At 63.6% G+C, this 23,957-nt stretch carries 25 protein-coding genes; 10 read left to right on the top strand and 15 right to left on the bottom strand.

Translation table 11 applies throughout. From position 1 onward, the window contains the following. Window positions 1–53: 53 nt before the first annotated feature. Entirely contained in the window at window positions 54–206 is a 153-nt protein-coding gene (locus V6765_RS08345) for a substrate-binding domain-containing protein (RefSeq protein WP_448427661.1), read from the bottom strand. Here V6765_RS08345 and V6765_RS08340 point away from each other — a divergent pair. Further along, window positions 142–408, top strand: coding sequence for a hypothetical protein (locus V6765_RS08340; protein ID WP_448428812.1), 267 nt, complete (start codon window positions 142–144; stop codon window positions 406–408). The genes V6765_RS08345 and V6765_RS08340 overlap by 65 nt on opposite strands. Window positions 409–419: 11 nt before the next feature. On the opposite strand, the gene pdxY is transcribed toward V6765_RS08340, so the two are convergent. The 3 genes from pdxY to V6765_RS08325 are packed head-to-tail and all read right to left on the bottom strand — an operon-like array spanning window position 420 to window position 2,637. Beyond that, window positions 420–1,265, bottom strand: a complete 846-nt coding sequence (pdxY, locus tag V6765_RS08335; RefSeq protein ID WP_448427659.1) for a pyridoxal kinase — start codon at window positions 1,263–1,265, stop codon at window positions 420–422. Then, window positions 1,262–1,942, bottom strand: a complete 681-nt coding sequence (locus V6765_RS08330) for an MOSC domain-containing protein (RefSeq protein WP_448427657.1) — start codon at window positions 1,940–1,942, stop codon at window positions 1,262–1,264. The genes pdxY and V6765_RS08330 overlap by 4 nt, the downstream gene beginning before the upstream one ends. Beyond that, a complete protein-coding gene (locus tag V6765_RS08325) occupies window positions 1,939–2,637 on the bottom strand; it encodes a glutamine amidotransferase (RefSeq protein WP_448427655.1) in 699 nt (232 codons plus the stop codon). The genes V6765_RS08330 and V6765_RS08325 overlap by 4 nt, the downstream gene beginning before the upstream one ends. An 88-nt stretch (window positions 2,638–2,725) precedes the next feature. On the opposite strand from V6765_RS08325, the gene pdxR reads away from it, so the two are divergent. After that, window positions 2,726–4,141, top strand: coding sequence for a MocR-like pyridoxine biosynthesis transcription factor PdxR (pdxR, locus tag V6765_RS08320; protein WP_448427654.1), 1,416 nt, complete (start codon window positions 2,726–2,728; stop codon window positions 4,139–4,141). Window positions 4,142–4,244: 103 nt separating this feature from the next. On the opposite strand, the gene V6765_RS08315 is transcribed toward pdxR, so the two are convergent. The 5 genes from V6765_RS08315 to V6765_RS08295 are packed head-to-tail and all read right to left on the bottom strand — an operon-like array spanning window position 4,245 to window position 7,626. Beyond that, window positions 4,245–5,108, bottom strand: a complete 864-nt coding sequence (locus V6765_RS08315; RefSeq protein ID WP_448427653.1) for an alpha/beta fold hydrolase — start codon at window positions 5,106–5,108, stop codon at window positions 4,245–4,247. 32 nt (window positions 5,109–5,140) lie between these two features. Continuing rightward, on the bottom strand, window positions 5,141–5,563 hold the full coding sequence (locus tag V6765_RS08310; protein WP_448427652.1) for a VOC family protein: 423 nt from the start codon (window positions 5,561–5,563) through the stop codon (window positions 5,141–5,143). 48 nt (window positions 5,564–5,611) lie between these two features. Further along, the gene (locus tag V6765_RS08305) at window positions 5,612–6,298 is read right to left on the bottom strand and encodes a glutathione S-transferase family protein (RefSeq protein WP_448427651.1); all 687 of its coding nucleotides are present in this window, start codon (window positions 6,296–6,298) and stop codon (window positions 5,612–5,614) included. Then, entirely contained in the window at window positions 6,291–6,980 is a 690-nt protein-coding gene (locus tag V6765_RS08300; protein WP_448427650.1) for a DUF899 domain-containing protein, read from the bottom strand. The genes V6765_RS08305 and V6765_RS08300 overlap by 8 nt, the downstream gene beginning before the upstream one ends. Window positions 6,981–6,993: 13 nt before the next feature. Then, window positions 6,994–7,626 (bottom strand): TetR/AcrR family transcriptional regulator, encoded by a 633-nt coding sequence (locus V6765_RS08295; RefSeq protein ID WP_448427649.1) that lies wholly within the window; start codon window positions 7,624–7,626, stop codon window positions 6,994–6,996. Window positions 7,627–8,043: 417 nt separating this feature from the next. Between V6765_RS08295 and V6765_RS08290 the strand changes: the two genes are divergently transcribed. After that, window positions 8,044–10,233: a putative bifunctional diguanylate cyclase/phosphodiesterase gene (locus V6765_RS08290; protein ID WP_448427648.1), complete on the top strand. Its 2,190-nt coding sequence runs from the start codon at window positions 8,044–8,046 to the stop codon at window positions 10,231–10,233. 117 nt (window positions 10,234–10,350) lie between these two features. On the opposite strand, the gene V6765_RS08285 is transcribed toward V6765_RS08290, so the two are convergent. Further along, window positions 10,351–10,542 carry a hypothetical protein gene (locus V6765_RS08285; protein WP_448427647.1) on the bottom strand — a complete coding sequence of 64 codons (192 nt, stop codon included), beginning with the start codon at window positions 10,540–10,542 and terminating at the stop codon, window positions 10,351–10,353. Window positions 10,543–10,746: 204 nt separating this feature from the next. On the opposite strand from V6765_RS08285, the gene V6765_RS08280 reads away from it, so the two are divergent. Continuing rightward, the gene (locus V6765_RS08280) at window positions 10,747–11,523 is read left to right on the top strand and encodes an SDR family oxidoreductase (RefSeq protein ID WP_448427646.1); all 777 of its coding nucleotides are present in this window, start codon (window positions 10,747–10,749) and stop codon (window positions 11,521–11,523) included. Between the two features lie 19 nt (window positions 11,524–11,542). On the opposite strand, the gene V6765_RS08275 is transcribed toward V6765_RS08280, so the two are convergent. After that, window positions 11,543–12,877, bottom strand: a complete 1,335-nt coding sequence (locus V6765_RS08275) for an ATP-binding protein (RefSeq protein ID WP_448427645.1) — start codon at window positions 12,875–12,877, stop codon at window positions 11,543–11,545. Then, window positions 12,874–13,536: a response regulator gene (locus tag V6765_RS08270; RefSeq protein WP_448427644.1), complete on the bottom strand. Its 663-nt coding sequence runs from the start codon at window positions 13,534–13,536 to the stop codon at window positions 12,874–12,876. The genes V6765_RS08275 and V6765_RS08270 overlap by 4 nt, the downstream gene beginning before the upstream one ends. Before the next feature lie 106 nt (window positions 13,537–13,642). Here V6765_RS08270 and dsbD point away from each other — a divergent pair, with 106 nt between their 5' ends. From dsbD to V6765_RS08240, 6 genes are all read left to right on the top strand, one after another. Further along, entirely contained in the window at window positions 13,643–15,445 is a 1,803-nt protein-coding gene (gene dsbD / locus V6765_RS08265) for a protein-disulfide reductase DsbD (protein WP_448427643.1), read from the top strand. Between the two features lie 21 nt (window positions 15,446–15,466). Further along, the gene (locus tag V6765_RS08260; protein ID WP_448427642.1) at window positions 15,467–16,096 is read left to right on the top strand and encodes a DsbA family protein; all 630 of its coding nucleotides are present in this window, start codon (window positions 15,467–15,469) and stop codon (window positions 16,094–16,096) included. Next, entirely contained in the window at window positions 16,093–16,818 is a 726-nt protein-coding gene (locus tag V6765_RS08255) for a L,D-transpeptidase (protein WP_448427641.1), read from the top strand. The genes V6765_RS08260 and V6765_RS08255 overlap by 4 nt, the downstream gene beginning before the upstream one ends. A 277-nt stretch (window positions 16,819–17,095) precedes the next feature. Next, window positions 17,096–18,079, top strand: coding sequence for a zinc-dependent alcohol dehydrogenase family protein (locus tag V6765_RS08250; protein ID WP_448427640.1), 984 nt, complete (start codon window positions 17,096–17,098; stop codon window positions 18,077–18,079). Between the two features lie 106 nt (window positions 18,080–18,185). Then, window positions 18,186–19,016, top strand: a complete 831-nt coding sequence (locus V6765_RS08245) for a universal stress protein (protein WP_448427639.1) — start codon at window positions 18,186–18,188, stop codon at window positions 19,014–19,016. Window positions 19,017–19,195: 179 nt separating this feature from the next. After that, on the top strand, window positions 19,196–21,100 hold the full coding sequence (locus V6765_RS08240) for a heavy metal translocating P-type ATPase (protein WP_448427638.1): 1,905 nt from the start codon (window positions 19,196–19,198) through the stop codon (window positions 21,098–21,100). Window positions 21,101–21,209: 109 nt separating this feature from the next. Here V6765_RS08240 and V6765_RS08235 read toward each other — a convergent pair whose 3' ends face one another. The 3 genes from V6765_RS08235 to V6765_RS08225 are packed head-to-tail and all read right to left on the bottom strand — an operon-like array spanning window position 21,210 to window position 23,952. Beyond that, window positions 21,210–21,905: an ABC transporter ATP-binding protein gene (locus V6765_RS08235; RefSeq protein WP_448427637.1), complete on the bottom strand. Its 696-nt coding sequence runs from the start codon at window positions 21,903–21,905 to the stop codon at window positions 21,210–21,212. Further along, window positions 21,905–22,669 (bottom strand): ABC transporter ATP-binding protein, encoded by a 765-nt coding sequence (locus tag V6765_RS08230; protein WP_448427636.1) that lies wholly within the window; start codon window positions 22,667–22,669, stop codon window positions 21,905–21,907. Before V6765_RS08230 ends, V6765_RS08235 begins: the two co-directional genes overlap by 1 nt. Further along, complete coding sequence (locus V6765_RS08225) at window positions 22,666–23,952, bottom strand: branched-chain amino acid ABC transporter permease (RefSeq protein ID WP_448427635.1); 1,287 nt, start codon at window positions 23,950–23,952, stop codon at window positions 22,666–22,668. Before V6765_RS08225 ends, V6765_RS08230 begins: the two co-directional genes overlap by 4 nt. Between the last annotated feature and the right edge of the window lie 5 nt (window positions 23,953–23,957).

Here is a 23,957-nt window from a genome sequence, read left to right as displayed (position 1 = left end):
GTTCGGATTGGAATGTAGACGGTATCGGAGATGCCTCCCTTCAACCGCTCTGCTCAGGAAAGTTGGCCGGGCGCGGGGAGCCGTAAGGACACGATCGGCAGATCGCCGGGGAGATTCCATCCAAGCTTGCGCATGCTGCTCATGAACGAGATCGCCATGTCGTCGCTGGTCGCGATGACTGCCGTCGGCTTGGCGCTCGAGCGCATCGAAGTCCGCCACGCCGTTGAGGCCGATCTCAAAGCCGCGTTGGTAATCGAGCGCGCCGCCCGAGCGGACCACCGCATCTTTCGAGATCCCGGCCTCATCCAACGCCTCAAGGACAGCATAGGCTCGCTGATATCTACTATTTACGAGACCCTTCGTTCGGTATTGCAAATTCACCGCATCGAACGTTGGAAGCTCAGATGAGTCATCTTCGCTCACCAATCGAGCGTCAGCAGAGCGCGGCGGAATTTCGGTTCGCTGAGCACCACTTCGCCGGCGCCGAGGGTGCGGGCGTGGTTCAACGCGCGCGATGTCAGGCGCTGGGCGATCTCCACCGCGCGCGACAGGATGTGCCCGCGTGCCAAACCCGCGACGATCAGCCCGGCGAACAGGTCGCCCGTTCCCGGCAGCGCGACCGGCAGGTGCTCCACCGGATGACGGCTGAGGCCGTCATCGCTGAGAATGACGCTCTCGATATGGCCGGAGGGGGTGTCTTCCAGTGCGCAGCCCGTGGCGATCAGATGTGCGCCGGGGGCGATGCGGAGAAAGGTTCTTGCGGTTTCCAGGTCTTTCAGGGTCGCGATCTTCCGCCCGGTCAGCCAGGCAAGTTCGAACGGGTTTGGCGTCGCGATATCGGCCATCGGCAGCAGGCGGTCGCGCATGACGTCGGCGATGGCTTCCGGCACATAGAGGCCCGGGCCGGCATCCCCCATCACCGGGTCGCAGACGTAAGTGAGGCGGGGATTGACGGCTTTCGCCTCGGCCACGAAATCCGCCACCATCAGCGCCACGTCGAGCGAGCCGATATAGCCCGTCAGGATGAAATTCGCCCGCTCGGGCAAGCCGCGTTCGCGCGCGCCCTGCAGCAGGTCGGAGAAGAACTCCGGCGGAAGCGCCCGGCCGCGCAGCGTCGGATAATCGGGCGTGTTGGAAAAGATCACGGTCGGGATCGCCGCCACTTCCAGCCCCGCAGCCTGCATCGGAAAAAGCGCCGCGGAATTGCCGACATGGCCGAAGGCAACCTGGCTCTGGATCGAGATCACGAAGGGGGGAGGGGTCATGAAGTGCCGTCCAGTCTGTTGCGCCAGTCCTCGACCCGGCCGCTTGCAAGCCGCCGGACCGCATATCTCCGCCAGCCCTCGGCCAGAACGTCGAGCGCGGCCATGCCCTCGAGCTCGCCGAGGTTGAGCCGGTCAACATAGAGCGCGCGCCACAGCCGGCGCAAGGTCCAGTCCGGCGCAATGCGGTCGACGAGCGTGAGCCGGTCGCCCGTCGCCACCACACCCTGCTCAAGCACGCGGTAATACCACCCGGTGCGCCCGGTCTGTTGCACGCGGCGGGCCATGTCGGGCACGCCAAAACGATGGTTGAGCTTCCAGCAGGGCTGGCGTCCCTGGGAGACCTGCACCAGTGCCCTGCCCAGCCGGAAGATGTCGCCGACGGCGACCGTGGCTTCGGTCAGGCCGGATGACGAGATGTTCTCGCCGAAGCCGCCGGCAGCGCCAAGCGCCGGCCGTTCGCCGAGCTCTTCGCGCCAGAGCGTGTAATGATCCAGCGGATAATGATGCACCGCCTTTTCGACGCCGCCATGGACCCGCCGGTCCGCCTGTTCATCGCCTTCGAATCCTTCGGGGCCGAGCCGAAGTGGCCCGTCCGCCGGTTTTTTCGCGATGCCGCTCAGCGCGTCGCTTCCCGCCAAGGACCGGGCGCGGCCGGTCAGAAGAGTGATCGCCGTCATGCAGGCAGGCCCCGCAGCCAGGCCCGGAGCATGGATTGGCCGGCGCGTCGCAGCGCTGGCCCATGCGCCAGCCCATCGCGACGCAGGCCGGCCGGGTCGACGCCGGCGCCGGCCAGTTCCACGCTGTGGCCGATCAGCCAGCGCTCGAAGGCTGGCAGTTCGCCTGCCTCGGGATGGAATTGCAGCCCCAATATGGCCGGTCCCATGGCAAAGGCCTGGGTGGCGCAGGCGGAGGTCGCGGCCAGGTTCTCCGCCCCGACGGGCGTTTCGAATGCCTCGCCATGCCAGTGGAGAACGGGCGTGTCCGCAAGGTGGCCGAGCGGACCACCTTTGCCGGCCTCTGTCAGCGTCAGGGTGGAAAAGCCGATTTCCTTGCGCGACATCGGCGCGACCCGCGCGCCAAGGGCGGAAGCCATGAGCTGCGCGCCGAGACATATGCCGAGGGTCGGGCGGCGGGCGGCAAGGCGTGGTGCCAGCCAGTCGCGCTCCGCCGCCATGGAAGGGTAGGCCTTTGTGTCATTCACCCCGATCGGGCCGCCGAGAACGACAACAAGATCGGTGCCAAGCGGGTCCGGCAAGGGATCGACCCCCGCTTCGATATGGTTGAGCCGGTAGCCCTCTTTCTCAAGCACGGGACCAAAGCTGCCAAGGTCCTCGAAGGCGAGGTGGCGCAGGATCAGGGCGGATTTCGGCATCGGAACCTCTTGCGTTTTGATGTCTGTCTCGCGAATATCCGGCCTGTGAAGAAGAGCCAGTTTTTGAAATTGCGATAGGCCGGTTGCCATGGCCCCTGATCCCCTCGCGCTGGAAATCGCGAAGAACCCGCATGGACCGCTGTTCCTGGCGATTGCCGAGGCGATCACCCGCGACATTCTGCGCGGCCGCCTGAAACCCGGAAGCCGCCTGCCGGGAACGCGCGCGCTGGCGCGTGAACTCGGCGTTCACCGCAACACGGTCGATGCCGCCTATCAGGAGCTCGCGACCCAGGGCTGGCTCAAAGCCGAGCCGGCACGCGGCACTTTCGTCGCGCAGGATCTTCCTGACGAGATGGCGCCGCCCGGTAGCATTGAGGCTCCCGCCGAACCGGCGGTCGTCCGTCCGCCGCTGGCTTTTACCGACGGCGCGCCCGATCCCAAACTGCTGCCGGACAAGGCACTGGCGCGCGCCTTTCGCCGCGCATTGCTGTCGCCGGCTTTCCGGGCCGGCGTGGATTATGGCGATGCCCGTGGCACGCCGGTCCTGCGTCACGCGCTTTCCTCCTATCTCGCCTCGGATCGCGGCGTGGTCGCCGATCCGGCGCGGCTGCTGATCACGCGCGGCAGCCAGATGGCGCTGTTTCTGGCGGCAAAGGCGGCTGTGAAGCCCGGCCAGGCGATTGCCGTGGAGGAGCCCGGCTATTCGCTGGCCTGGGAAGCCTTCCGGGCTGCGGGGGCCTCCGTGCGGGGCGTTCCGGTCGATGCGGGCGGGCTGTCGGTCACGGCTCTTGAGGAGACGATCGCAAGCGATCCGCGCATCGCCGCCGTCTATGTCACGCCCCATCACCAATATCCGACCACGGTGACCATGGGGGCCGCGCGGCGCTTGCAGCTTCTGGAGGTGGTCGAGCGACATGGCATCACCTTGATCGAGGACGACTACGACCACGAATATCGCTTCGAAGGCCGCCCGGTCCTGCCGCTCGCCGCCCGTGCGCCCGCGGACCTGCCGCTGATCTACGTGGGATCGCTTTCCAAGCTGCTCTCGCCCGGCATTCGTCTCGGCTATGCCATGGCCCCGGAGCCGCTGCTCTCCGGCATGGCCGCGGCGCGCGCGGCAATCGACCGGCAGGGCGACGCGCCGCTGGAGGCCGCGCTTGCGGATCTGATCCGCGACGGCGCTCTCGGCCGTCATGCGCGCAAGGCGCGGCGCATCTATCGCGCCCGCCGCGATGTTCTGGCCGCAGCCTTGAGAGAGCATCTGGGCGAGCGGATCGCCTTCGAAACGCCGGCGGGCGGGCTGGCCTTGTGGCTCGGTTGCGGAGAAGTCTCCGCAGATGTCTGGGCAGCGCGCGCGGGAAAAGCCGGCCTCGCGCTTCTTCCGGCCACCCGCTTCACCCTGAAGCGCGCCGCCCCGCAGGCGCTCCGCCTCGGCTATGCAGCGCTGGGCGAGGCGCAGATCGCCCATGCGGTGGATATCCTCGCCCGAAGCTTGCCGCGTTGAGTTTCTCGGCGGCTGAGTGGGACCTTGTGGATCGGCGGTCCTGCCCGACCTCCTTATGCCCGTTGCGGCGGTAAGCCGCCTCGGGCATAAGGCGCGACGCGTGCTATTCGAAGAACCCTTTCGGTGTCGTCCCCTGAAGGAAGGGCTCGATGAATGCGTGCAGAAGCGCGGGCTGGTTGATGACCGCGGTGTGGGATGTCGCCGGCATTACCGCGAGCCGGGACTCCGGCAGCGGTTGGCCCATGTCGCCCATCGCCCCGCCGCCCAGCAGGCGGAACATCGCGACCGAATGTTCCAGCGTCGCGACATCGGCGTCGCCGGTGATGATCAGCACCGGGGTCTCCAATGCTGCCACGTCCTCGCCCCAGGCCATCGGCTCATGCTCGAGCGCGATCAGCTTTTCGACGAGCGCCGGAAACCCGTCCGGATTGGCCGCGAGTTCGCGGTATTCGGCGGCAAACGGCATCTCCAGGAACATCTCGACAGTCATCTGCGGGACGAAGTCCCTGAAGGCGGGCTGCCAGCCTTCGTAATCATACGCCACCGATGCTGCGACAAGCTGATCGACCCGCTCAGGGAAATCGATGGCGAACCGCAGCCCGGCGGCTGCGCCCATGGAGTAGCCGAATATGTCGGCCTTCTCGATCCCGACCGCATCCATGAAAGCGGCGACATCGCCCGCAAGGTTCGGATAGGTGATCGGCCGGTCGATGTCGGTCGTGCGGCCGTGCCCCTGGAATTCCAGCGCATAGACCCGGTGCGTCTCGGCGAGCATCGGGATGATCTCGCCCATCGAGGGGATGTTCATATAGGCACCGTGCAGCACGATCAGCGGATCGCCCTTTCCGGAGGCCTCGTAATACATCGTCATACCGTGGACCTCGACGCGATCGCCTGTCGGCTCGTCTTCGGCTAATGCCGGGGCGGCGACCGCAAGCAATGCGGTCATAATGACCATTCGGAACATGATTGTCTCTCCCTGCTTTCGTTGAGGTTCGCTCAGGCGGAGCCCTTGGCGCCCTCGAAATTGAGCATCCACGGCGTGCCGTATCTGTCGGTGAACATGGCGAAGCGTTCGGCCCAGAAGGTTTCGCCGGGCGCCATCTCGATGCTCTGCGCATCCGCCGCCAGCGCCTCGTGGATGCGGTCGAATTCCGCGCGCGAGGACGGCGCGATCGATACGCGGAAGCCGGCGGGCTTCCTGTACATTTCGGCCGGGACGTCCGAGGCCATGACCGTGGCATTGCCTAAACTCATGGCCATGTTCATCACCATATCGTCGCCGCCGGGCATCCGGCTTTCCGGATCGGGCGCGTCACCGTTGCGGAAAACACCGCCGATCTCGCCGCCGAGCACCTCGGCATAACGGGTCATCGCCTCGAAGCAGTTGCCCTTGAAGAAAAGATAGATTGTCGGTTCCATGTCAGTTCCTCCCTTACGGTTTATGCCGCCTTCAACGGCGACGATTGGCTACGGCTCCGCCGCAGCGTTGAAAAAATCCCTCTGGGCAGTGAATGCGCGCCTGAAGGCCGGTCGCGCTTCGGCACGGGCAACGTAGGCCGCGAGATTGGGATATTCTTCGAGCAGCCCCGATCCGCCTAGCCTGCGCAGAACATCGCCCGTTATCAGGTCGCCGGCGCTGAAACGGCCATCGAGCCAGTCGGCATCGCCGAGGCGGTGGGACAGGTCGGTCAGCCTGGCGCGAATGCGGTCCTCCACAAGCGTCAGGCGCTGCTCGAACCAGTTTTCGTCCCGCTCGAGATAGAGGGCGACCTCCCGGTCGACGATCGTGGGTTCGATGGTGCTGAGCGCGGCAAACATCCAGTTGATCGCCCGTGCCCGCGCGGTCGCATCCCGCGGAAGCAGGCCGTCATGGCGATCGGCGATGTGAAAGACGATCGCGCCGGTTTCAAACAGAGTGAGGTCGCCCTCCTCATAGGTCGGGATCTGCCCGAACGGTTGCTGGGCCCTATGCGCGGGTTCCTTCATCGCGGCGAAAGACACTGGTCGCACGTCGTAAGGTTGGCCAACTTCCTCGAGCGCCCAGCGCACCCGCATGTCGCGCGCCAGCCCCCTCCCTCCATCGGGCGAACGTTCAAAGACGGTGATGGTGGGTCTGGAGCCGGCGGTCAACTGTTGGAGACGCGTCTCAGTCATACGCGTCGTGCCTCCGCCACCATTGGTATGGCCTGGTCTGCGGCGTGCCCTCGGGCGCGTCCTCCCAGTCTTCCTGCCGGCCGAGGGGCGTCAGGTCGAGCAGAGTCCAGACCGTGCCGAGGGTCTCGACCCCGCGACCGGTCGTGTAGTAGGTCCGGTAGATGTCCGCGCCATCGCGATAGAAAACGTTGAGGCCGAACCCCGAAGACACGTCGAAGTCGGCGTTGAAACTGTCCCGTGTCTCGTACCAGGACATCGACCAGCCCATGCGCTTTCGGAACGCCTCGATCTCGCTAATCGGCGCTTTCGAGACGAAGACGAGCGTGGTGTTGCGGGCGTGCAGATGGGAGAGGTGCGGGATCTGGTCGGCCACCATGCAGCAGCCTGCGCACGGGCTCGGATCCGCGGGCTTCAGCATGTGGTGATAGACGATGAGTTGCTGATGGCCGTCGAACAGATCGGCTAGCGTGCCGGTGCCTTCGGGTCCGGTGAAGGCATAGTCGCCATCGACCTTCGTCCACGGCATGCGCCGCCGCCTTGCGGCCAACCGGTCCTGGGCACGGGTCAGGTCCTTTTCCGCATTGCGAAGGTCGGCGAGTTCGTCGCGCCAGGCATCCGGCGACACTGTTCGGCGAACGACACCGGACACCGCCTTCGTCTCATGGTCTGAAATTCCAGTCATGTTATGAACCTCCTCAAGAACCTGTCGCGCCGCTCTTCGATGGCCTCTCGAACAGGAGTAGCAGATAGCGTTTCAGATGATCGACGCTGTCGCGCGCGATGGCGCGGCCACCCGTCGCCTTGGCGAGTATGAACGCGCCCTGCAGCACGGCCTGGGTGTGCGCGGCCAGGCTGGCGGGCGTCCAGTCCGCCACAATCCCGCGCGCTGTCATCGCAGCCTCGATATCCGGCTCAAGCGTGGCCGCATGCCCGAAAATGCTTGCCGCGCAGGCATCGCGGATCGCCGGATTTGACCCATAGACTTCCTGCGTCATGGTGCCGACGAGACAGGTGAACTCGGCGAGATCGCCCTCGATGATCGCCTTGCGGAACTCGATATAGCCGATCAGCCGGTCGAACGGATCATCATGGTCGTGATAGGGCGCGCCGGCGAAGAATGCGCCGGTGGTGGCCGACCAGTGCTCCGCCGCCGCGATACCGAGCGCGTCCTTGCTCTTGAAGTGATGAAAGAAAGCGCCCTTGGTCACGCCCGCGGTCGAACAGAGTTCGTCGACGGTGGTGGCCGTGTAGCCCTTGGCGCGGATCAGCGACAGCGCCGCATCGAGCAGCTTCGATCTCGCATCCGGTTTTGGGGTCGATTTGGGCATGCGTCGCCTCCTTTTTCAATTTACATACCAACTAGTCGGTTTCTTGTCAAATGGGACGACGATCGCCCAAGGCACACGACTGCGAACGCAAGCTGGAGGCGGCGATTAACGCAACGGAGGCCTATCCTGAGGCGCCGCTGGCATCGCTACCCAAGGTCCGGACGAAGACCAAACGGACGATCCCGCCGTCGACGTCTGGGCAAGCACTGTATGGCCTCACAGACAAGCGACAGCGCGGCTTGCCTTCGGCGCTTCTAAGTGCGGTCTGTCTCTGAGCAGGAGACAGTCCTCGACAGGAATTTTTGGCAATGCCTGCCTCGCCCTTTGTGCGCTACTCCAGACAGAAGGGTTTGAGATATTCGCTTGTGCAGAAGCTTAAGTTTCTCCATAGTTTTAAATACATGGCAGGTTTCGAAAATGCGCAACAAAAAACAGTCTTTCAAATTCTCAGGTTTTCTACTGACGCGCGCCCTGCCAATATTAGCGTTGACCGGTTGTATCGGTCTTGGTGTTCTGGGGCTCCTGATTTGGGCGGGACATGAGGTTGATCGCGTCTCGTACAATCGACAAGCGAGCCTAGTTCAACTCGTTGTCTCTCAACTGCGTTCCAAAGTCGCGCACGATCAGGAAAGTGTCACTGTCTGGGATGACGCTGTCGAGCAGGTGCGCGCGCGTGACAGCGCCTGGATGGATAGTAATCTCGGGACCTGGATGCATGAATATTTCGGCCTCGATCAGGCTTATGTTCTCGATCCGTCGAACCAGTCAGTTTACGCTTTTGCCGATGGCGGAACGGCCGCTCCGGATGCGTTCAGCGTAGTCGAAGACGAAGCCCTGCCTTTGGTTCTTGCTCTTCGCGACAAGCTTCGGGCCGGCGATGACAGCCAGATCAGCGAAACCGTGCTCACGCCGGGCGTATCCGAATTGGCAGTCATCCAGGGGCGCCCCGCTGTCGTCAGCGTCAAGCCAATTGTTTCCGACACCGGTGATATCCAGCAAACCCCCGGCGAGGAAGCCGTTCACATCGCTGTACGCTTTCTCGACGGAAGCCTGATCGAGGAGTTGAAGAGCGACTATCTGTTCGAAGACCTGCGTTTTTCATGGGCGGCGAGCGATGAACCGCACTATTCCAGCCTGCCGTTTTACAAGACTGACGGATCCGTTTTGGGCTACATGGTCTGGCATCCCCATCACCCGGGGGAAACGATGCTATCAAGGCTTATTCCGGTTTTGACCGCCGTGATCGGCTTGGCGCTTTGCGCGATCGCCTTCTCTTTGCTCCTGTATCACAACCGCTCGAAAGAGCTGGAGGCCAGTGAGGAGCAGATCCGTTACATGGCGCTCCACGATCCGTTGACCGAACTTCCCAACAGAAATTACTTCAATGAATATGTCGATGTCGAGTTGGCCAAGGGAGGGGGCAGCGCTCTTCTATTTCTCGATCTGGATCGGTTCAAGCAGGTCAATGATACGCTCGGACATCCCTCGGGCGACGCTTTGATTCGCGAGTTTGGCCAACGTTTGGAGGCTATCGTACGCCAGGGTGATGTCGTTGCCCGCGTTGGCGGAGACGAGTTTACCGTGATGCTCAGGGGAAAGGCCAGCGTGCGGGACGTCGACGTTATCTGTCAGCGCATCGTTGATTCTGCACGCCGCCCTTTTGTACTCGGCGGCCAGGAGGTCTTTGTCGGAGTCAGTGTTGGGGTAGCGCTGGCGCCGCGCGACGGCAGCGACCGCGTGAGCCTGCTTCGGAGGGCTGATGTTGCCTTGTACTTTTCCAAGAATTCCGGTCGCAGTCGGTATACGTTCTTTTCAGAGGACATGGACCAGTTGCTCATCAGGCGCCAGGAGATCGAAGGGGATATGCGTACGGCCCTGAAGGCTGGCAACGAGTTTCAGGTTTACTACCAGCCCATTATTTCCGCACGTGACCATCGGGTCAAAGGTTACGAGGCACTCCTTCGCTGGGAGCATCCTAAATTTGGCCCGATCTCGCCCGAACTGTTTATACCGATAGCTGAAGAAACCGGAATGATTGAAGCCGTCGGCGAGTTTGTTTTGCGGGAAGCCTGCGAAGCGGCAACTAACTGGTCAGGCAAGAGCATTGCGGTCAACGTGTCCGGCGTCGAGCTCCGTGAAGAAGGTTACGCCGCCAAAGTCAAAAATGTGCTGCTATCCACCGGGTTGTCACCGCAGGCTCTTGAACTGGAGGTGACTGAAACAGCCGCCACCGATGAGGCTTCGGCCGTTGTCGCCAATCTCGACGCCCTGCGTGCAATAGGTGTGAAGATCGCGATTGATGATTTCGGGACTGGCTTCTCGTCGCTTGGTCGACTGCGAACCCTGAACGTCGATCGCATCAAGATCGACAGAAGTTTCGTCCAGGGGTTTGGCGAGAAGGCCGGCGATGAAGCCATAATCCGGGCTATTGTTGAACTGGCCCACGCGAGAGGCCTCAAGACGACCGCGGAAGGCGTTGAAACCGCGCTGCAGGACGCAGGCCTTGTCAAGATTGGCTGTGACAGCCTGCAGGGCTTTCTCTACTCGAAGCCGGTTCCTCTTCGTGACATTGAGCACATTTCCTCTCCCGCCGGCTCGCGGAGATGAGAGTAAACGCAGAGCTGCGGCCAAGGCGCCGACCAGATGCAACCGCGTAGTCGGAGCTGGTCAAGAACTCGCCCCGCCGAGCTGGCGTCTTACTCCGGCTAGGACAGATGCCGCCCGTCATCCGCGCCCTTTCTCGTCGGCGCTTTCGTCGTCATTGGCCTCGAAGAGCTCTCGGGTCGCCTCGTCGCTTTGTTTTTGCTCGGCATTGGTTAGTTTTCGCTGGTGGGCAATGCCGTAAGCGAAAGCGAGGCCAAGAAGCACCGGGCCGGCGGCCACAGCAAACAGCCACAGAAGATTGGATAGAGACATTTTGCCGCCTTTCTGGAAAACTGGAACGGGTTTGCATCCGAACCGGTCATCCCGGCCTTTGTTCCGAACCGAAAAAAGCCGCTTCGTTGATCTGCTCCACGCTTTCTCGGGAACCAATCCCGCGACGTGTCGGTTAGAGCCGCAGGCAATGCCCGCGAGATTCCCGGCGTTCCAGGGCCGGATAAAGCAACAGGAGAACGACCCATGGCAAATTCAGTAGCTCTGGTCACCGGAGCCGGTTCCGGCATTGGCAGGGCGGCGGCACTGGCGTTGGCGGCCGACGGCTATGTCGTCGGCGTCCTGGGCCATACGCCGGAGGAAAACAGAAAAACGGTCGAGGAAATCGAAGCCAATGGCGGCACGGCGATGGAGCTTTCCGCCGACGTGGCTCACGAGGAGGAGATGGCCGCAGCCATGGACGAACTGGTTTCGAAACACGGCCGGCTCGACGCCGTCGTCGCCAATGCAGGCGTCAACGGCGTCTGGGCTCCAATTGATGAACTCGAGCCCAAGGAGTTCGACCACACCATCGCCATCAATCTGCGCGGCACGTTTCTGACGATCCGCGCGAGCGTGCCGCACCTCAGGGCGGCTGGCGGCGGGTCAATCGTGGTGGTCTCCTCGATCAACGGCACGCGCACCTTCTCCTCGCCCGGCGCCACGGCCTACACCGCCACCAAGGCCGCGCAGCTTGCCATGGTCCAGCAACTGGCGCCCGAGCTGGGAAAGTCATCGATCCGCATCAACGCCGTCTGCCCCGGGGCCATCGATACCGAGATCGATGACAACACCAATATCCGCCATGCTGAAAAGAGCGGCATCCCAAGCGAATGGCCCGAAGGCCACATTCCGCTGACGGGCGGCGCGCCCGGCCGCAGCGAAGATGTTGCAGCCGTCATCGCTTTCCTGATCTCGGAAAAGGCCAGGCACGTCACCGGCACCCCGGTCTGGGTGGATGGCGGTCAGGGGCTGCTGCGCTGAACGTTTTTGCTGAACCTTTTTAAAGGGGCGCATCATGAGCCACGCGAAAACCGCCACGGATCGAGACGCGGAAGCCCTGTCCGTCCGGCCGGTTCTCGAAGGTCAGAGACGCACCGAGACGTTTTGCCGCCATGCTTGCAATCGTCAGCCCGAGCCCGGTGCCGGATGCCTTATTGTCGCGACCGCGATAAAACCGGCGGGTCAGGAGCTCAAGGTCTTCTTCCCGCACACCCGGGCCGCTGTCCTCAACAACCAATCCATCGCCATCTGGTGCCATGCGCCAGTGCACCGCGCCGTTCGCGCCTGCATGCTGGACCGCATTTTCCTGCAGGTTTCTGAGGATCAGATGCAGTGTTTCGGCATTTGTCTCAACGCTGAACTGGTCCAGCGCCGGATCGACGATCGTATTGCCGGCTTCGGGCAGGCCCGCGATCACGTCGCGCAACACTTCGCCGATAGCCGTCGGCTCCCTGTCGATCTTCTCCGAGCCGGCTTCGAGCCTCGCCAATGTCAGCAATTGGCGGACCAGACGGTCGGTGCGGTCGACTGAAACAAGAATTTGTCTGAGAGCCTGATCGCGCATCGCGTCGTCTTTGGCAGCACGCGCCACCTGCGCCTGCATGCGCAAACCCGCAAGCGGCGTTTTCAGTTCATGGGCAGCAAAGGCCGTCAGTTCGCGCTCATGTCTGCGTGCTGCATCCACCTTATCGAACAGGCCATTCAGCGCATCCACCAGAGGCCGGACCTCGGACGGGGCGCCTTCGGCGTCAATCGCGCGCATGTCCTCGCCATCGCGGGCGGTGATGTCGCCGGCAATACGGTTCAGCGGACGAAGGCCGCGCCCGAGGCTGAACCAGATGAGAAAGCCGAACACCGGAAGAACCAGCGCCGCCGGGATCAACAGCCCCGCAACAAGGTCGCGGACCAGACGGTCGCGAAGGCCGACGCGGTCGCCGACAACCACCCGCACGCCCTTTTCGGCATCGATGATGGTGTAGACCCGCCACGCCTCGCCATTCACCTCGCGATCGCCGAAACCCTCTTCGTTGAGCGCGATGCTCTCATCCGGCGCCCCGCTGGAACGGGCGACGAGATCGCCGTCGAGCGACCAGATCTGACACGACAACTGCTTCTCGTAGTCGACCGAGGCGAATGTTCCGTTTTTCCGCGCTGCGTCTATATCGCTGCTGGAAACCAGCGAATGAACCATGCGGGCGGCTTCTTGGAGCCGGGTGTCGAGCACATGCTGCACCTCGAAGCGGCTCCAGCTCGAAATCCAGATGACAGCCGCAACCCAGATGATGCCGGACGCAACGACAAGCAGAATGAAAAGACGGCGTCGCAGTGAATTCATCGGTCTGGCCTCATGCGGTAGCCAAGCCCGCGCACGGTTTCAATGCTGGCGCGGCCGATCTTGGCGCGCAGATTGTGGATGTGGACTTCGATGGCGTTGCTTTCGACCTCCTCCTGCCAGCCATAGAGACGGTCTTCAAGCGCCTGCCGGGAGCGGATAACGCCCGGACGCTCCATCAGCGCCATCAGGATCGCGAATTCACGGCGCGACAGGACGATCTCCCGGCCTTCCACGCTTGCAAGCATTTTCGAAGGATCGAGCGCGATTCCGTTGGCAGTCAGAAGCGGCTCGGCCTGCCCATGGCCGCGGCGCGTGACAGCGCGCAGGCGCGCCGCGAGCTCGTCCAGATCGAAGGGTTTGCCGATATAGTCGTCGGCGCCGACATCCAGGCCGCGAATCCGGTCCTCCGTTTCATCGAGCGCGGTCAGCATCAGCACGGGCGTCCGGTTTCCGGCCTGTCTTGCGGTCGCCAGCAGGTCGAGCCCCGAGCCGTCCGGCAGCATCAGGTCGAGGATGATCGCATCGAAAGCGCCTGTCCGGATGGCCGCAAGCGCGTCGGCGCAGGTCGCCACGGCGTCGACGGTGTAGCCGTTGAGCCTGAGGCCGACAGCAAGGCCATCGGCCAGAACCGGATCATCCTCAATCACGAGTATGCGCATGGACTGTCTTTCCGTTTGAACGTGGCCGTTGTTTTCCCGTCAGCTTAAGGCTGACTTAAGCTGGCGGGGCGATCTGACGCGCTGCTTTGATAATCAAGAATCGCAAATGCCTGCAATGATCCGGTTCCTGCTCTCCCATTTCGCCGCCGCCCTTTTGCTTGTTGGCCTTTCGAGCGCCGCCTTCGGGCAGATGCCGCCGCCCGCCGATGACGTCTTCCGGCTTAAGGCCGGCCGTGACGTCAGCGGCGCGGTAATGCTCGACTGGACGATCGCGCCGGGCACCTATCTCTATCGCGACAGCATCAAGGCAAGCGAGGGCGGGGAGCCGGTTCCGCTTGCTCTGCCCGACGGCGTTGAAAAGGACGATCCGAATTTCGGCACTGTGGATGTCTACCACAACCATGTCCGGGCCGCGCTTCCGCAAGGCCTTGAAGCCGAAAGGCTGACGGTGCGCTATCAGGGCTGCGCCGAACAGGGCATCTGCTATCCGCCGGTCGAAAAGACGATCGATCTGGCGAGCCTTTCGGTATCGGGAAGCGGTAACCGGCTGAGCGAGGCCGCCACGCGGTCCGGCCCCTGGCAGGTTGCGCCGGCTGTCGGCAACGCCGATCCGGGTTCAGCCGGCGCGGAGAGCCGGGTGGCCGACCGGACGACGACCTATCTCAACGGCAATGTGGTTTTGATGGCGGCGGGCTTTCTCGGCTTTGGCCTGTTATTATCGCTGACCCCGTGCGTTTTCCCGATGATCCCGATCCTGTCGGCCACCCTGGCCGGCGCGGGCGCAAAACTCTCCGCCCGACGCGGGTTCATCCTGTCGCTTTCCTATGTGCTGGCCATGGCGACTGCCTACGGCCTCGTCGGGCTCGCCGCCGGTCTGTCGGGCGCCAATCTGCAGGCCGCGCTCCAGACGCCTGTTGCGCTTGGTCTGGCGGCCACCGTGTTCATCGTGCTCGCGTTTGGCATGTTCGGCCTCTTCGAGCTTCAGTTGCCGTCGGCGCTCACAACCCGCCTTGCCGGTCGCGGGCATGGCGGTTCCGTGACCGGTGCCGCGGTTTTGGGTTTTGGTTCCGCGCTCATCGTCGGTCCCTGCGTTACCCCACCGCTGGCGGCGGCGATGCTTTATGCCATCAACACGGGCGAGGCCGCCAGGGGCGCCGTCGCGCTCTTTGCGCTCGGTCTCGGCATGGGGCTGCCGCTGGTCGCCTTCGGCACTTTCGGCGCGCGTATCCTGCCGAAATCCGGCCCCTGGCTTGTGGCGATCCGTCAGGCCTTCGGCGTCGTGTTTCTTGGCGTGGCCGTGATGCTCGTCGCGCGGCTTCTGCCGCCGCCCGCCGCACTGGCCCTTTGGGGCGCGACGGTCATCGGCATCGCCGTCTTCGCAGGGGCCTTCGATCGCCTTTCTGCCGGAAGCGGCTGGGGTCAACGCGCCGCTAAGGCCTTCGGCCTCGTGACGTTTATTGCCGGCGCGACCATGCTTGTCGGCGCCGCCGCCGGCCAGCGCGATCCGCTCAAGCCGCTGGCATTTCTGGCCGGCGCTCCCGAATCCCGCCGTCAGATCGATGAAACGCAGGTTACCTCTCTTGCGGCGTTCGACGAAGCGCTTGCTGGCGCCGGGCAGACACCGGTGCTGGTCTCGTTTAGCGCGGACTGGTGCACGATCTGCAAATCCAACGAAAAGATCATGGCCGAACCGGCGATTGCCGCGCGCCTTCAGGACGTTGCCATGATCACGGTCGACGTCACCCGCCAGAATGGCGACGCGCGGGCGCTGATGGACCGGTTTTCCGTCGTCGGTCCACCGACGCTTTTTCTGGTCGATCGCGCCGGCCGGGAGATCGGCAATTCGCGGATCACCGGCGCCATCACCCCGGAAACCATTTCGCAAAACCTGTCCCGGGCCGGCGCCTGAGGACCAATCAAGGAGACAGACATGAAGCGCAGGTCCTTCCTGGCCGCTGCCGCGCTGGCGGCGTTCACCCTTGCGGGCGGCGTGCCCGCAATGGCCCAGAATATCGACGTCAATGCCATTTTGCACGATCCCGACGCGCCCGAGGCGGGCAATCCCGAGGGCGACGTCACCATCGTCGCCTTCCTCGATTATAACTGCCCCTTCTGCAAGACATCGGCCCCGGACCTCGACCGCATTGTCGAGGAGGATGGCAATATCAGGCTCGTCTACAAGGACTGGCCGGTGCTTTCAGAGGCTTCGGTCTATGGCGCGCAACTGGCGCTCGCGGCGAAGTTTCAGGGCAAGTATGAAGAGGTTCATCATGCTCTGATGGGCGTTCCTGGCCACAAGGTTACCGAGGCGCAGATGCTCGAAGCCGTGCGCGCCACGAGCGTGGACATGCAGCAATTGCAGGACGATATCACCGGTCACCACGGGGAGATTACCGCCCTGCTGGGGCGCACGATGGAGCAGGGCGATGCGCTCGGCCTGATCTCGACGCCGACCTATCTGATCGGCCCGATGATGACGACGACGCTCGACTATGACGGCTTCAAGGAAACGGTGGCGGAGGCCAGGCGGCGTCACGGAGCGGGAGAGCGCGTCGAATGAGAAACCTCCCCGTCAAGTTTCTTCCGGTCGTCGTCGCCGCGCTCTCGGCCTGCGCCTCAATCGACAATCCGCCGCAGCCGCCCGCACCGAAGCCGGTGCTTGAGGACGCGCGCTACGCCGCCGTCACCGACGAGCCGTTTGCTGTGCCGGCCGTCAATCTGAGGCAGTTCGATCCCGAATTCCGGCGACAGGTCGTCGACGATCCGACCGGCGAGCAGCCGGGCACGGTGGTGGTCGATCCCGAAAACCGGTTCCTCTATCTCGTCATGGCGGATGGCAAGGCCATGCGTTACGGCGTCGGTGTTGGGCGCGCGGGCATGGCATGGTCCGGCACGGCCAATGTTGCCTACAAGCGCGAATGGCCGACATGGACGCCGACGCAGAACATGATCAAGCGCGATCCCGACACCTATCAGAAATGGGCGGGCGGCATGGATGGCGGGCCGACAAACCCGCTCGGCGCCCGCGCGCTCTATCTGTTCGAGGATGGCAAGGATACGCTTTACCGTATCCACGGAACCAACGAGCCGTGGTCGATCGGTCAGGCAATGTCATCGGGCTGTATCCGCATGATGAACCAGGACGTCATGGACCTCTATCGCCGTGTCCCGGACGGCGCAAAGGTCATCGTTCTGCCCGCCGGGGGGCAGGAGAAGCCGGTAGTTGGCACACAAAACAACCAGGGCAATGATACTCGGGCAAAGAGTAGAAATTCTGTCTGAGCAGGCCGAAGCCTCGAATTTATCCCGGCGCCCGCCGTGAAGCCATGCGGAATATGACGCAGAGTTCGCAGGGCTCTTCGCTGGCGGGCCGCCAAACTTCGCAACGATAGACGAAATGACGGCCTTCGCGATGGTCACGCTTGAAGGTAAGGTGAAAGCCTGACGCGAGCGCTGCCGCGTGGTTGTCGGCGGGTTTCGGACACGTCGACGGCCGGACAGCCGTTCTTTGAGACATGAAGGGCTGGTTGACGTGACAGCCCGTTATCGGAGCGATGACATGAAGGCGATGGTTCTGCGGGCGTTGAGAACGCCACTGGTTTTCGAAGAAAGGCCTGATCCTGTGCCCGGCGCGGGAGAGGTGAGGGTGCGGGTCGAGGCCTGTGCCGTCTGCAGGACCGACCTGCATGTCGTCGATGGTGATCTGCCCGAAACGCGGCTGCCCGTCATTCCCGGCCATGAGATCGTCGGGATTGTCGAACAGCTCGGCGACGGCGTGGCCTCGCTCACCGTCGGGCAGAGGGTCGGCATCCCCTGGCTCGGGCACACATGCGGTCATTGCGCCTATTGCCTGGAAGACAGCGAAAACCTCTGCGACGACCCGCAGTTTACCGGCTGCACCAGGGATGGCGGGTTTGCCACGCATGTGATCGCCAATGCGGATTTTGCCTTTCCCATGGATGGGTTCGACGATCCGGCCGCCGCCGCCCCGCTGATGTGCGCCGGCCTGATCGGATGGCGGTCTCTGAAGATGGCGGGCGAGGGAAGACGCATCGGGCTTTACGGCTTCGGCGCGGCGGCGCATATCCTTGCGCAGGTGCTCGTCTGGCAGGGCCGTGAGGTCTATGCATTTACGCGCGCCGACGATAGCGCCAGCCAGGAGCATGCGCTGAGCCTCGGCGCCACCTGGGCCGGGGCATCGGAGGACGCGCCCCCGCAGGCGCTCGACGCGGCCATCCTCTTCGCGCCGGTCGGCGAACTCGTGCCTCTGGCTCTCCGCGCCACCCGAAAGGGCGGCAGGGTTGTTTGCGGCGGCATTCACATGAGCGATATTCCGGCCTTCCCCTACCGCCTGCTCTGGGAAGAAAGGCATATACTGTCTGTGGCCAATCTCACCCGCCGGGACGGCCATGAGTTTCTGAAGGTCGCGCAGGCCGCCCGTGTTTCGACCACGATCAAGCGCTATCCGCTCGAAGCGGCCAACCGCGCCCTCGATGATCTGCGGCATGGTCGTTTTCAGGGCGCTGCGATTCTGGTTCCCTGATGAAACGGAGCCGGCGTTTGCCGTCTCATTTATTGATAATGATCAAAGCCCTTGCGAGCGGAGTGTGGTCGACTGGATTCATTCGACGCGCACAATGGAGGCCGACATGATTACGGATTTGTTTGTTCACCTCGATGGCAGCGATGGCGACAAGGACCGCCTTGAAGCCGGGCGACAGATCGCGGTGATGTTCGATGCCCATCTTTCCGGCGTCTTCGTCAATCGCCTGCCCGATATGCCGGCGGCGGAGATTTACAGCTATTCGGCGTCCGCTCTCGATGACATGCAAAGACAGGCACGGGAGAAGGGCGACAGGATTGCCGCAAAGCTCGAAGACCTGCTGTCCGGTCTTGATGCCCGGAACGAGCTGCGTCGTTTCGATGTGTTGTCGTCCAGGTGGCAGCAGACCATCCTGGCAGAGGCAAGGCTATACGACCTGTTCGTCACGACGATGCCGCAGGAGGACGACCATGAAGCCGCGGCGCTGGTGGAATCCGTGCTGTTCGGGGCCGGGCATTCGGTCTTGCTCGTGCCGCCGAAATGCGTTTCCGCCCTTGATTTTTCAACCATCGTGCTCGGCTGGCGTAACACGCGGGAGGCCGCGCGGGCTGTCGATGAGGCCCTGCCATTCCTAAAACGGGCCGAACGCGTGTCGGTCTGCATGATCGGCGACGACGAACTGGGCCGGATCGAGCGGGTCACCCAGGGCAATGACATCGCCCGCCATCTCGCCCGCCACGGGGTCCCGGTCGAGCTCAACCCCCTGCCGGAGGGCAAGGGCGTTGGCGCCACTCTGCTTGACGAGGCCGAACTGCTCAACGCCGGCCTGATCGTCATGGGCGGTTACGGCCATACGCGTCTGCGCGAATGGGTGCTTGGCGGCGCGACGCGGGAGGTCCTGAAGAGATCGGAAGTTCCCGTTCTGATGGGGCATTAGAGCGCGGCCGGCCGGCGGGGTCGCATTCGAGGATCGCACGAAATGCCGGGGAGCGCCTGCCGACTGTCACACCGTTCACGAGCGCATCGCCTAACTACGATGCAGGTGCTCGGCGCGAGACGGGTGACCTTGTGCGATACGCTTTTCAGAGCAAGCTTCAGCCGGATAAAGATGGCCCCATGGAAACCTCCCGAACCGATCGCCTCAAGACTGTAGTGCTTTTGCTGGCCGCTGCCGGGTTGACGTTGGGCCTTGTGTTCTCCTTCACGGCTCGGGCCGGTATCGCGGACCTCGTCTGGACGGCCGGTGTCGTTCCCGCGCTTGTTGTGCTTGTGGTCGAGATCCTGCGCGGCCTGCGCGCTGGCGAGGCGGGCCTCGACATCGTCGCCGCGCTCTCCATGTCGGCGGCGCTCGTCTTCGGCGAGACGCTCGCGGCAGCAGTCATCGCAGTGATGTATTCCGGCGGCACATTCCTCGAAGCCTTCGCCGAGGGTCGTGCCCGGCGCGAGATGTATGATCTCCTGTCCCGCGTGCCGCGGACGGCAACCCGGCATCGCGATGGCGGGATCGAAGAGGTGCCGCTCGACGAAATCGTGCCTGGCGACCGCCTGCTGATCCGGCAGGGCGATGTGGTGCCGGCGGACGGCACGGTGGCCTCCGAAACGGCCTTCCTGGATACCTCGGCGCTGACCGGCGAGTCCCTCCCAGCGCGCCTGGCGCACGGGGACGACGCCATGAGCGGGTCGACCAACGCGGGCGAAGCCTTCGACCTGACGGCCACGCACGAGGCGAAGGACAGCACCTATGCCGGGATCGTCCGGCTGGTGGAGGAGGCGCAGGCGTCGAGGGCGCCGATGTCACGGCTGGCGGATCGCTGGTCGCTGGGCTTTCTCGCGGTCACCGTCGGAATCGCCTTTGCCGCCTGGTGGGTTTCGGCCGACCCGGTCCGGGCGGTTGCCGTGCTGGTCGTCGCCACGCCCTGTCCGCTGATCCTCGCCGTGCCTGTCGCACTCGTCGCGGGCCTTTCGCGCGCGGCGTCTTTCGGCGTGCTCATCAAGGGCGCGGGGACGCTCGAGACGATGGCGCGCATCCGCACGCTGATCCTCGACAAGACTGGCACGCTGACGGAGGGCCGTCCGCAGATCGTCTCGATCGACAGCCATGAGGGCATGGCGGAAAACGAGATCCTGCGGCTCGCGGCATCGCTTGACCAGGCATCGAAGCACCCGGTGGCGCAGGCCGTCGTCGCCGCCGCGAAAGAGCGGGGCTTCTCTCTGCCCGTTCCCTCGGACGTGGCGGAGATCGCGGGCGAAGGCGTCGTGGGGCATGTCGAGGGCCGCAACGTCATTGTGGGCGGAGACGCCTTTGTCGCCTCTCGCGTCGGACGGCGACCCGGCGATCATTCCGCCGTTGCCGCCGGGTCGGTCCTCGTGGCTGTCGCTGTCGACGGGCGCATGGCCGGTCACCTTGTCATGTCCGATCCCTTGCGCGAAGGCGCCGGCGCGATGCTGGACGGTCTGCGCCGCGAGGGAGTAGCGCGTATTCTTCTTGCCACCGGCGACCGCGCTGAAGTGGCCGAACGGGTGACCGAGGGGGTGGGCATCGATGGACTGCGCGCCGGCCTCACGCCGGATCAGAAGGTGCTTCTCGTGCTGACCGAGTGCAAGCGCGGGCCCGTGATGATGGTGGGCGACGGCGTCAACGATGCCCCGGCGCTTGCCGCCGCCGACGTGGGCGTTGCGATGGGCGCACGGGGTGCGGCAGCTGCTGCCGAGGCGGCGGACGTGGTACTTTTGGTGGACCACCTCGACCGGCTCGGCTCGGGCATCCAGATAGCGCGCGGTGCGCGCCGCATCGCCGTCCAAAGCGTGGTTGCAGGGATCAGCCTTTCAGTGCTCGGCATGATCGCCGCTGCCTTCGGCTATCTCACCCCGGTGCAGGGCGCGCTCTTGCAGGAGGCGATTGATGTCACCGTGATCCTGAATGCACTCCGCGCTCTCAGTATCGCCCCGCGCCCGCCCGTTCCGCTCCATTCACAGAAAGTCGCGTCCCGTCAATCTGACGTCGCGCAAGTACGTTCCTGAAAGCCTCTTCTTTCGACCCACACCTGCTGCCAACTTCGCCTCGGCTTTGATCATCGCTACAATCATAATCTGGCGGGCAAGCTGATTGAGGCTCGCTCCTGAAAGCCGCTCAGACCTCCAGCCACTCCTTCCGTACCGCTGCATTGGCGTTCAGTTCGTCCGGGGTTCCCTCAAATACCATGCCGCCATGGCCCATGACATAGAGGCGGTGCGAAATGCGCATCGCGATGGCGAGCTTCTGTTCGACCAGCAGGATCGATATGCCGCGCTTGGCGATTTCGCCGAGCAGCAGGCCGATGCGCTCCACCATCTGGGGCGCGAGCCCCTCGGTCGGCTCGTCGATCATGATCAGGTCGGGGTCGCCCATCAGCGTACGGCAAATGGTCAGCATCTGCTGCTCACCGCCGGACAGCGCGCCGCCCGGCGCATCCGCGCGTTCCTCCAGTTGCGGGAACAGCCGCCAGGTTTCCTCGATGCTCCAGCGCCCGCCCTTTTGTCCGTGCTTTTGGCCGAGCATGAGGTTCTGCTCGACCGTCAAGGTCGGGAAAATCGCTCGTTCTTCCGGCACGTAGCCTATCCCGGCATTTGCGATTGCGTAGGGCGCCAGGCCGGCGATCGGCTTTCCCTTGAAGGTGATCGATCCCTGTGGCGAAGGGTCGCCCATGATCGCCTTCAAGGTCGTCGAACGGCCAACGCCGTTGCGTCCGAGAATGCTGACAATCTCGTTTTCTCCGACATCGAGATCGACGCCCTGAAGGATATGGCTCTTGCCGTAATAGGCATGGAGGTCCCGGACCGTCAGCATCAGGCAGCCTCCGTGCCGAGATAGGCTTGCCGGACGGCGACGTTGGCGCGGATGTTTTCCGGCGTGTCGGAGGCGATGACCTCGCCGTAAACCAGAACGGTAATGCGATCGGCGAGGTCGAAGACGACCCCCATGTCATGTTCGATCATCAAAAGCGTCTTTCCCGCGCTGACCGTGCGGATCAGTTCGACCATGCGTTGGGTCTCGGCATGGCTCATGCCTGCCATGGGTTCGTCCAGAAGCAGGACATCCGGGTCGCAGGCTATCGCCAGCCCGATTTCCAGTGCGCGCTGCTCGGCATAGGCAAGCGTGCCGGCCGGGATGTTCCAGCGTTCCAGCAGGTTGACCTGGAGCAGGATTTCCTCGGTGCGCGCCCTCACATCGGCCAGGTTCTCGACGCCGCGCCAGAAGGAATAGCGATATCCCATCGTCCAGAGGATGGCGCAGCGGATGTTTTCCCAGACGCTGAGGCGCGGGAACACATTGGTGACCTGGAAGCTGCGGGACAGGCCCTTACGGTTGATCCGTTGTGGCGGCATGCCGCCAATGTCCTCGCTATTCAGCCGGATCGCGCCGGCGCTCGGATGGTAATGACCGCTGATCAGATGGAAGAGGGTGGATTTGCCGGCGCCGTTTGGGCCGATGACGGCATGTCGTTCGCCCTTCGGGATCGCAAGATGGACACCCCGGATGATGCGGATCGCGCCGAAACTCTTGTGAAGATCGATGAGTTCGAGCGCGGGTGAAACGATGGTCGCTGTCATGCTTGCACCTTCGGTTCGCGCGCCGATGCAAGCGCCTCGCCATAGGCGTCAAGCGCCATCCGGCCCGCACGCTTGAAAGCCCAGCCGCCGCCGACCAGAAGAACGACGGCCGCAAGCCAGGGCAGCGGCGACTTGGCGCTGAGCGGGACATAGGCGAAGGTCATCTCGGGTCCATAGGCAGCATTGACTGTCAGTTGGTAGGCCATTTCGATAATGAGGCTGAGACCGGCAATGGCGATCAGCCCGGGGATGGCCGCCAAAATGTAATACGGTGCGACCTTGTGCAGTTGGCGGCTTTGCCAGATTGGTTGTTGCCGGACGATGAGCCCCGCGATTCCATCGGGCACGAACAGCACCATGCCAATGAAGAACAGGCCGAAATAAAGTTGCCAGACGCCGGTGATGTCGCTCAGCATGACCTGGAGATAGGTGACCAGCACCGCGCCGATGATCGGTCCGGCAAAATTGCCGATGCCGCCGATGAAGGTCATCAGGATGACGGCGCCCGATTGCGCGGCGCCCATGGCCGACGAGGTCACGATCTCGAAGTTGAGAGCGAGAAGCCCGCCGGCGATGCCGGCGAACAGTCCGGCGATCGCGAAGGACATGAAGCGGATCATGGTTGTGTTGTAGCCGATGAAGGCGACGCGGATCGGGTTGTCGCGAACGGCGTTGCACATGCGTCCGAAGGGCGTGCGGGTGATCGCGTACATGGCCACCATGGAGACGAAGCACCATCCGGCGATGAGGTAATACACCTGTTGCTGCGGGCCGAAGGTGACGCCGAACAGGTGAAGAACGCGGGTGCGGTCGAACGAGATGCCTTCCTCTCCGCCGAAGGCATGACGAAGGATGAGGGCGCTCGACGAAACGAGTTCCGCGATGCCGAGCGTGATCATTGCGAATGCGGTGCCCGCGCGCCGTGTTGCCACCGCACCGAAAATCGCGCCGAACACAAGCCCGGTCAAGCCGCCGACCAACGGAAAGACCTCCAGCGGCAACGGCGCATCGGCGGCCCGCGCGGCGTTCATTGCGTGGGCGGTCAGGAAGCCGCCGAGGCCGAAGAACACGGCGTGACCGAAAGACAGCAATCCCGTCTGGCCGAGCAGCATGTTGTAAGACAGGGCGAAGATGATCATGATTTCCATCAGGCACATTGTCGAGATGGCAAGGCCCGAGCTGAAGATCTGCGGCAAGAGTGCCAGCACCAGCGCCGCGATGATCCAGACGCCATAGGCGGTGCGTCGTCCGGATGCCGGTCCGGCGGACGGGGTATTTTTCATCGGTT

The organism is Martelella sp. FOR1707 (assembly GCF_053484265.1).
Note: the sequence above shows the minus strand (reverse complement) of the source record. Positions and strands in the feature narration are given on the sequence as shown.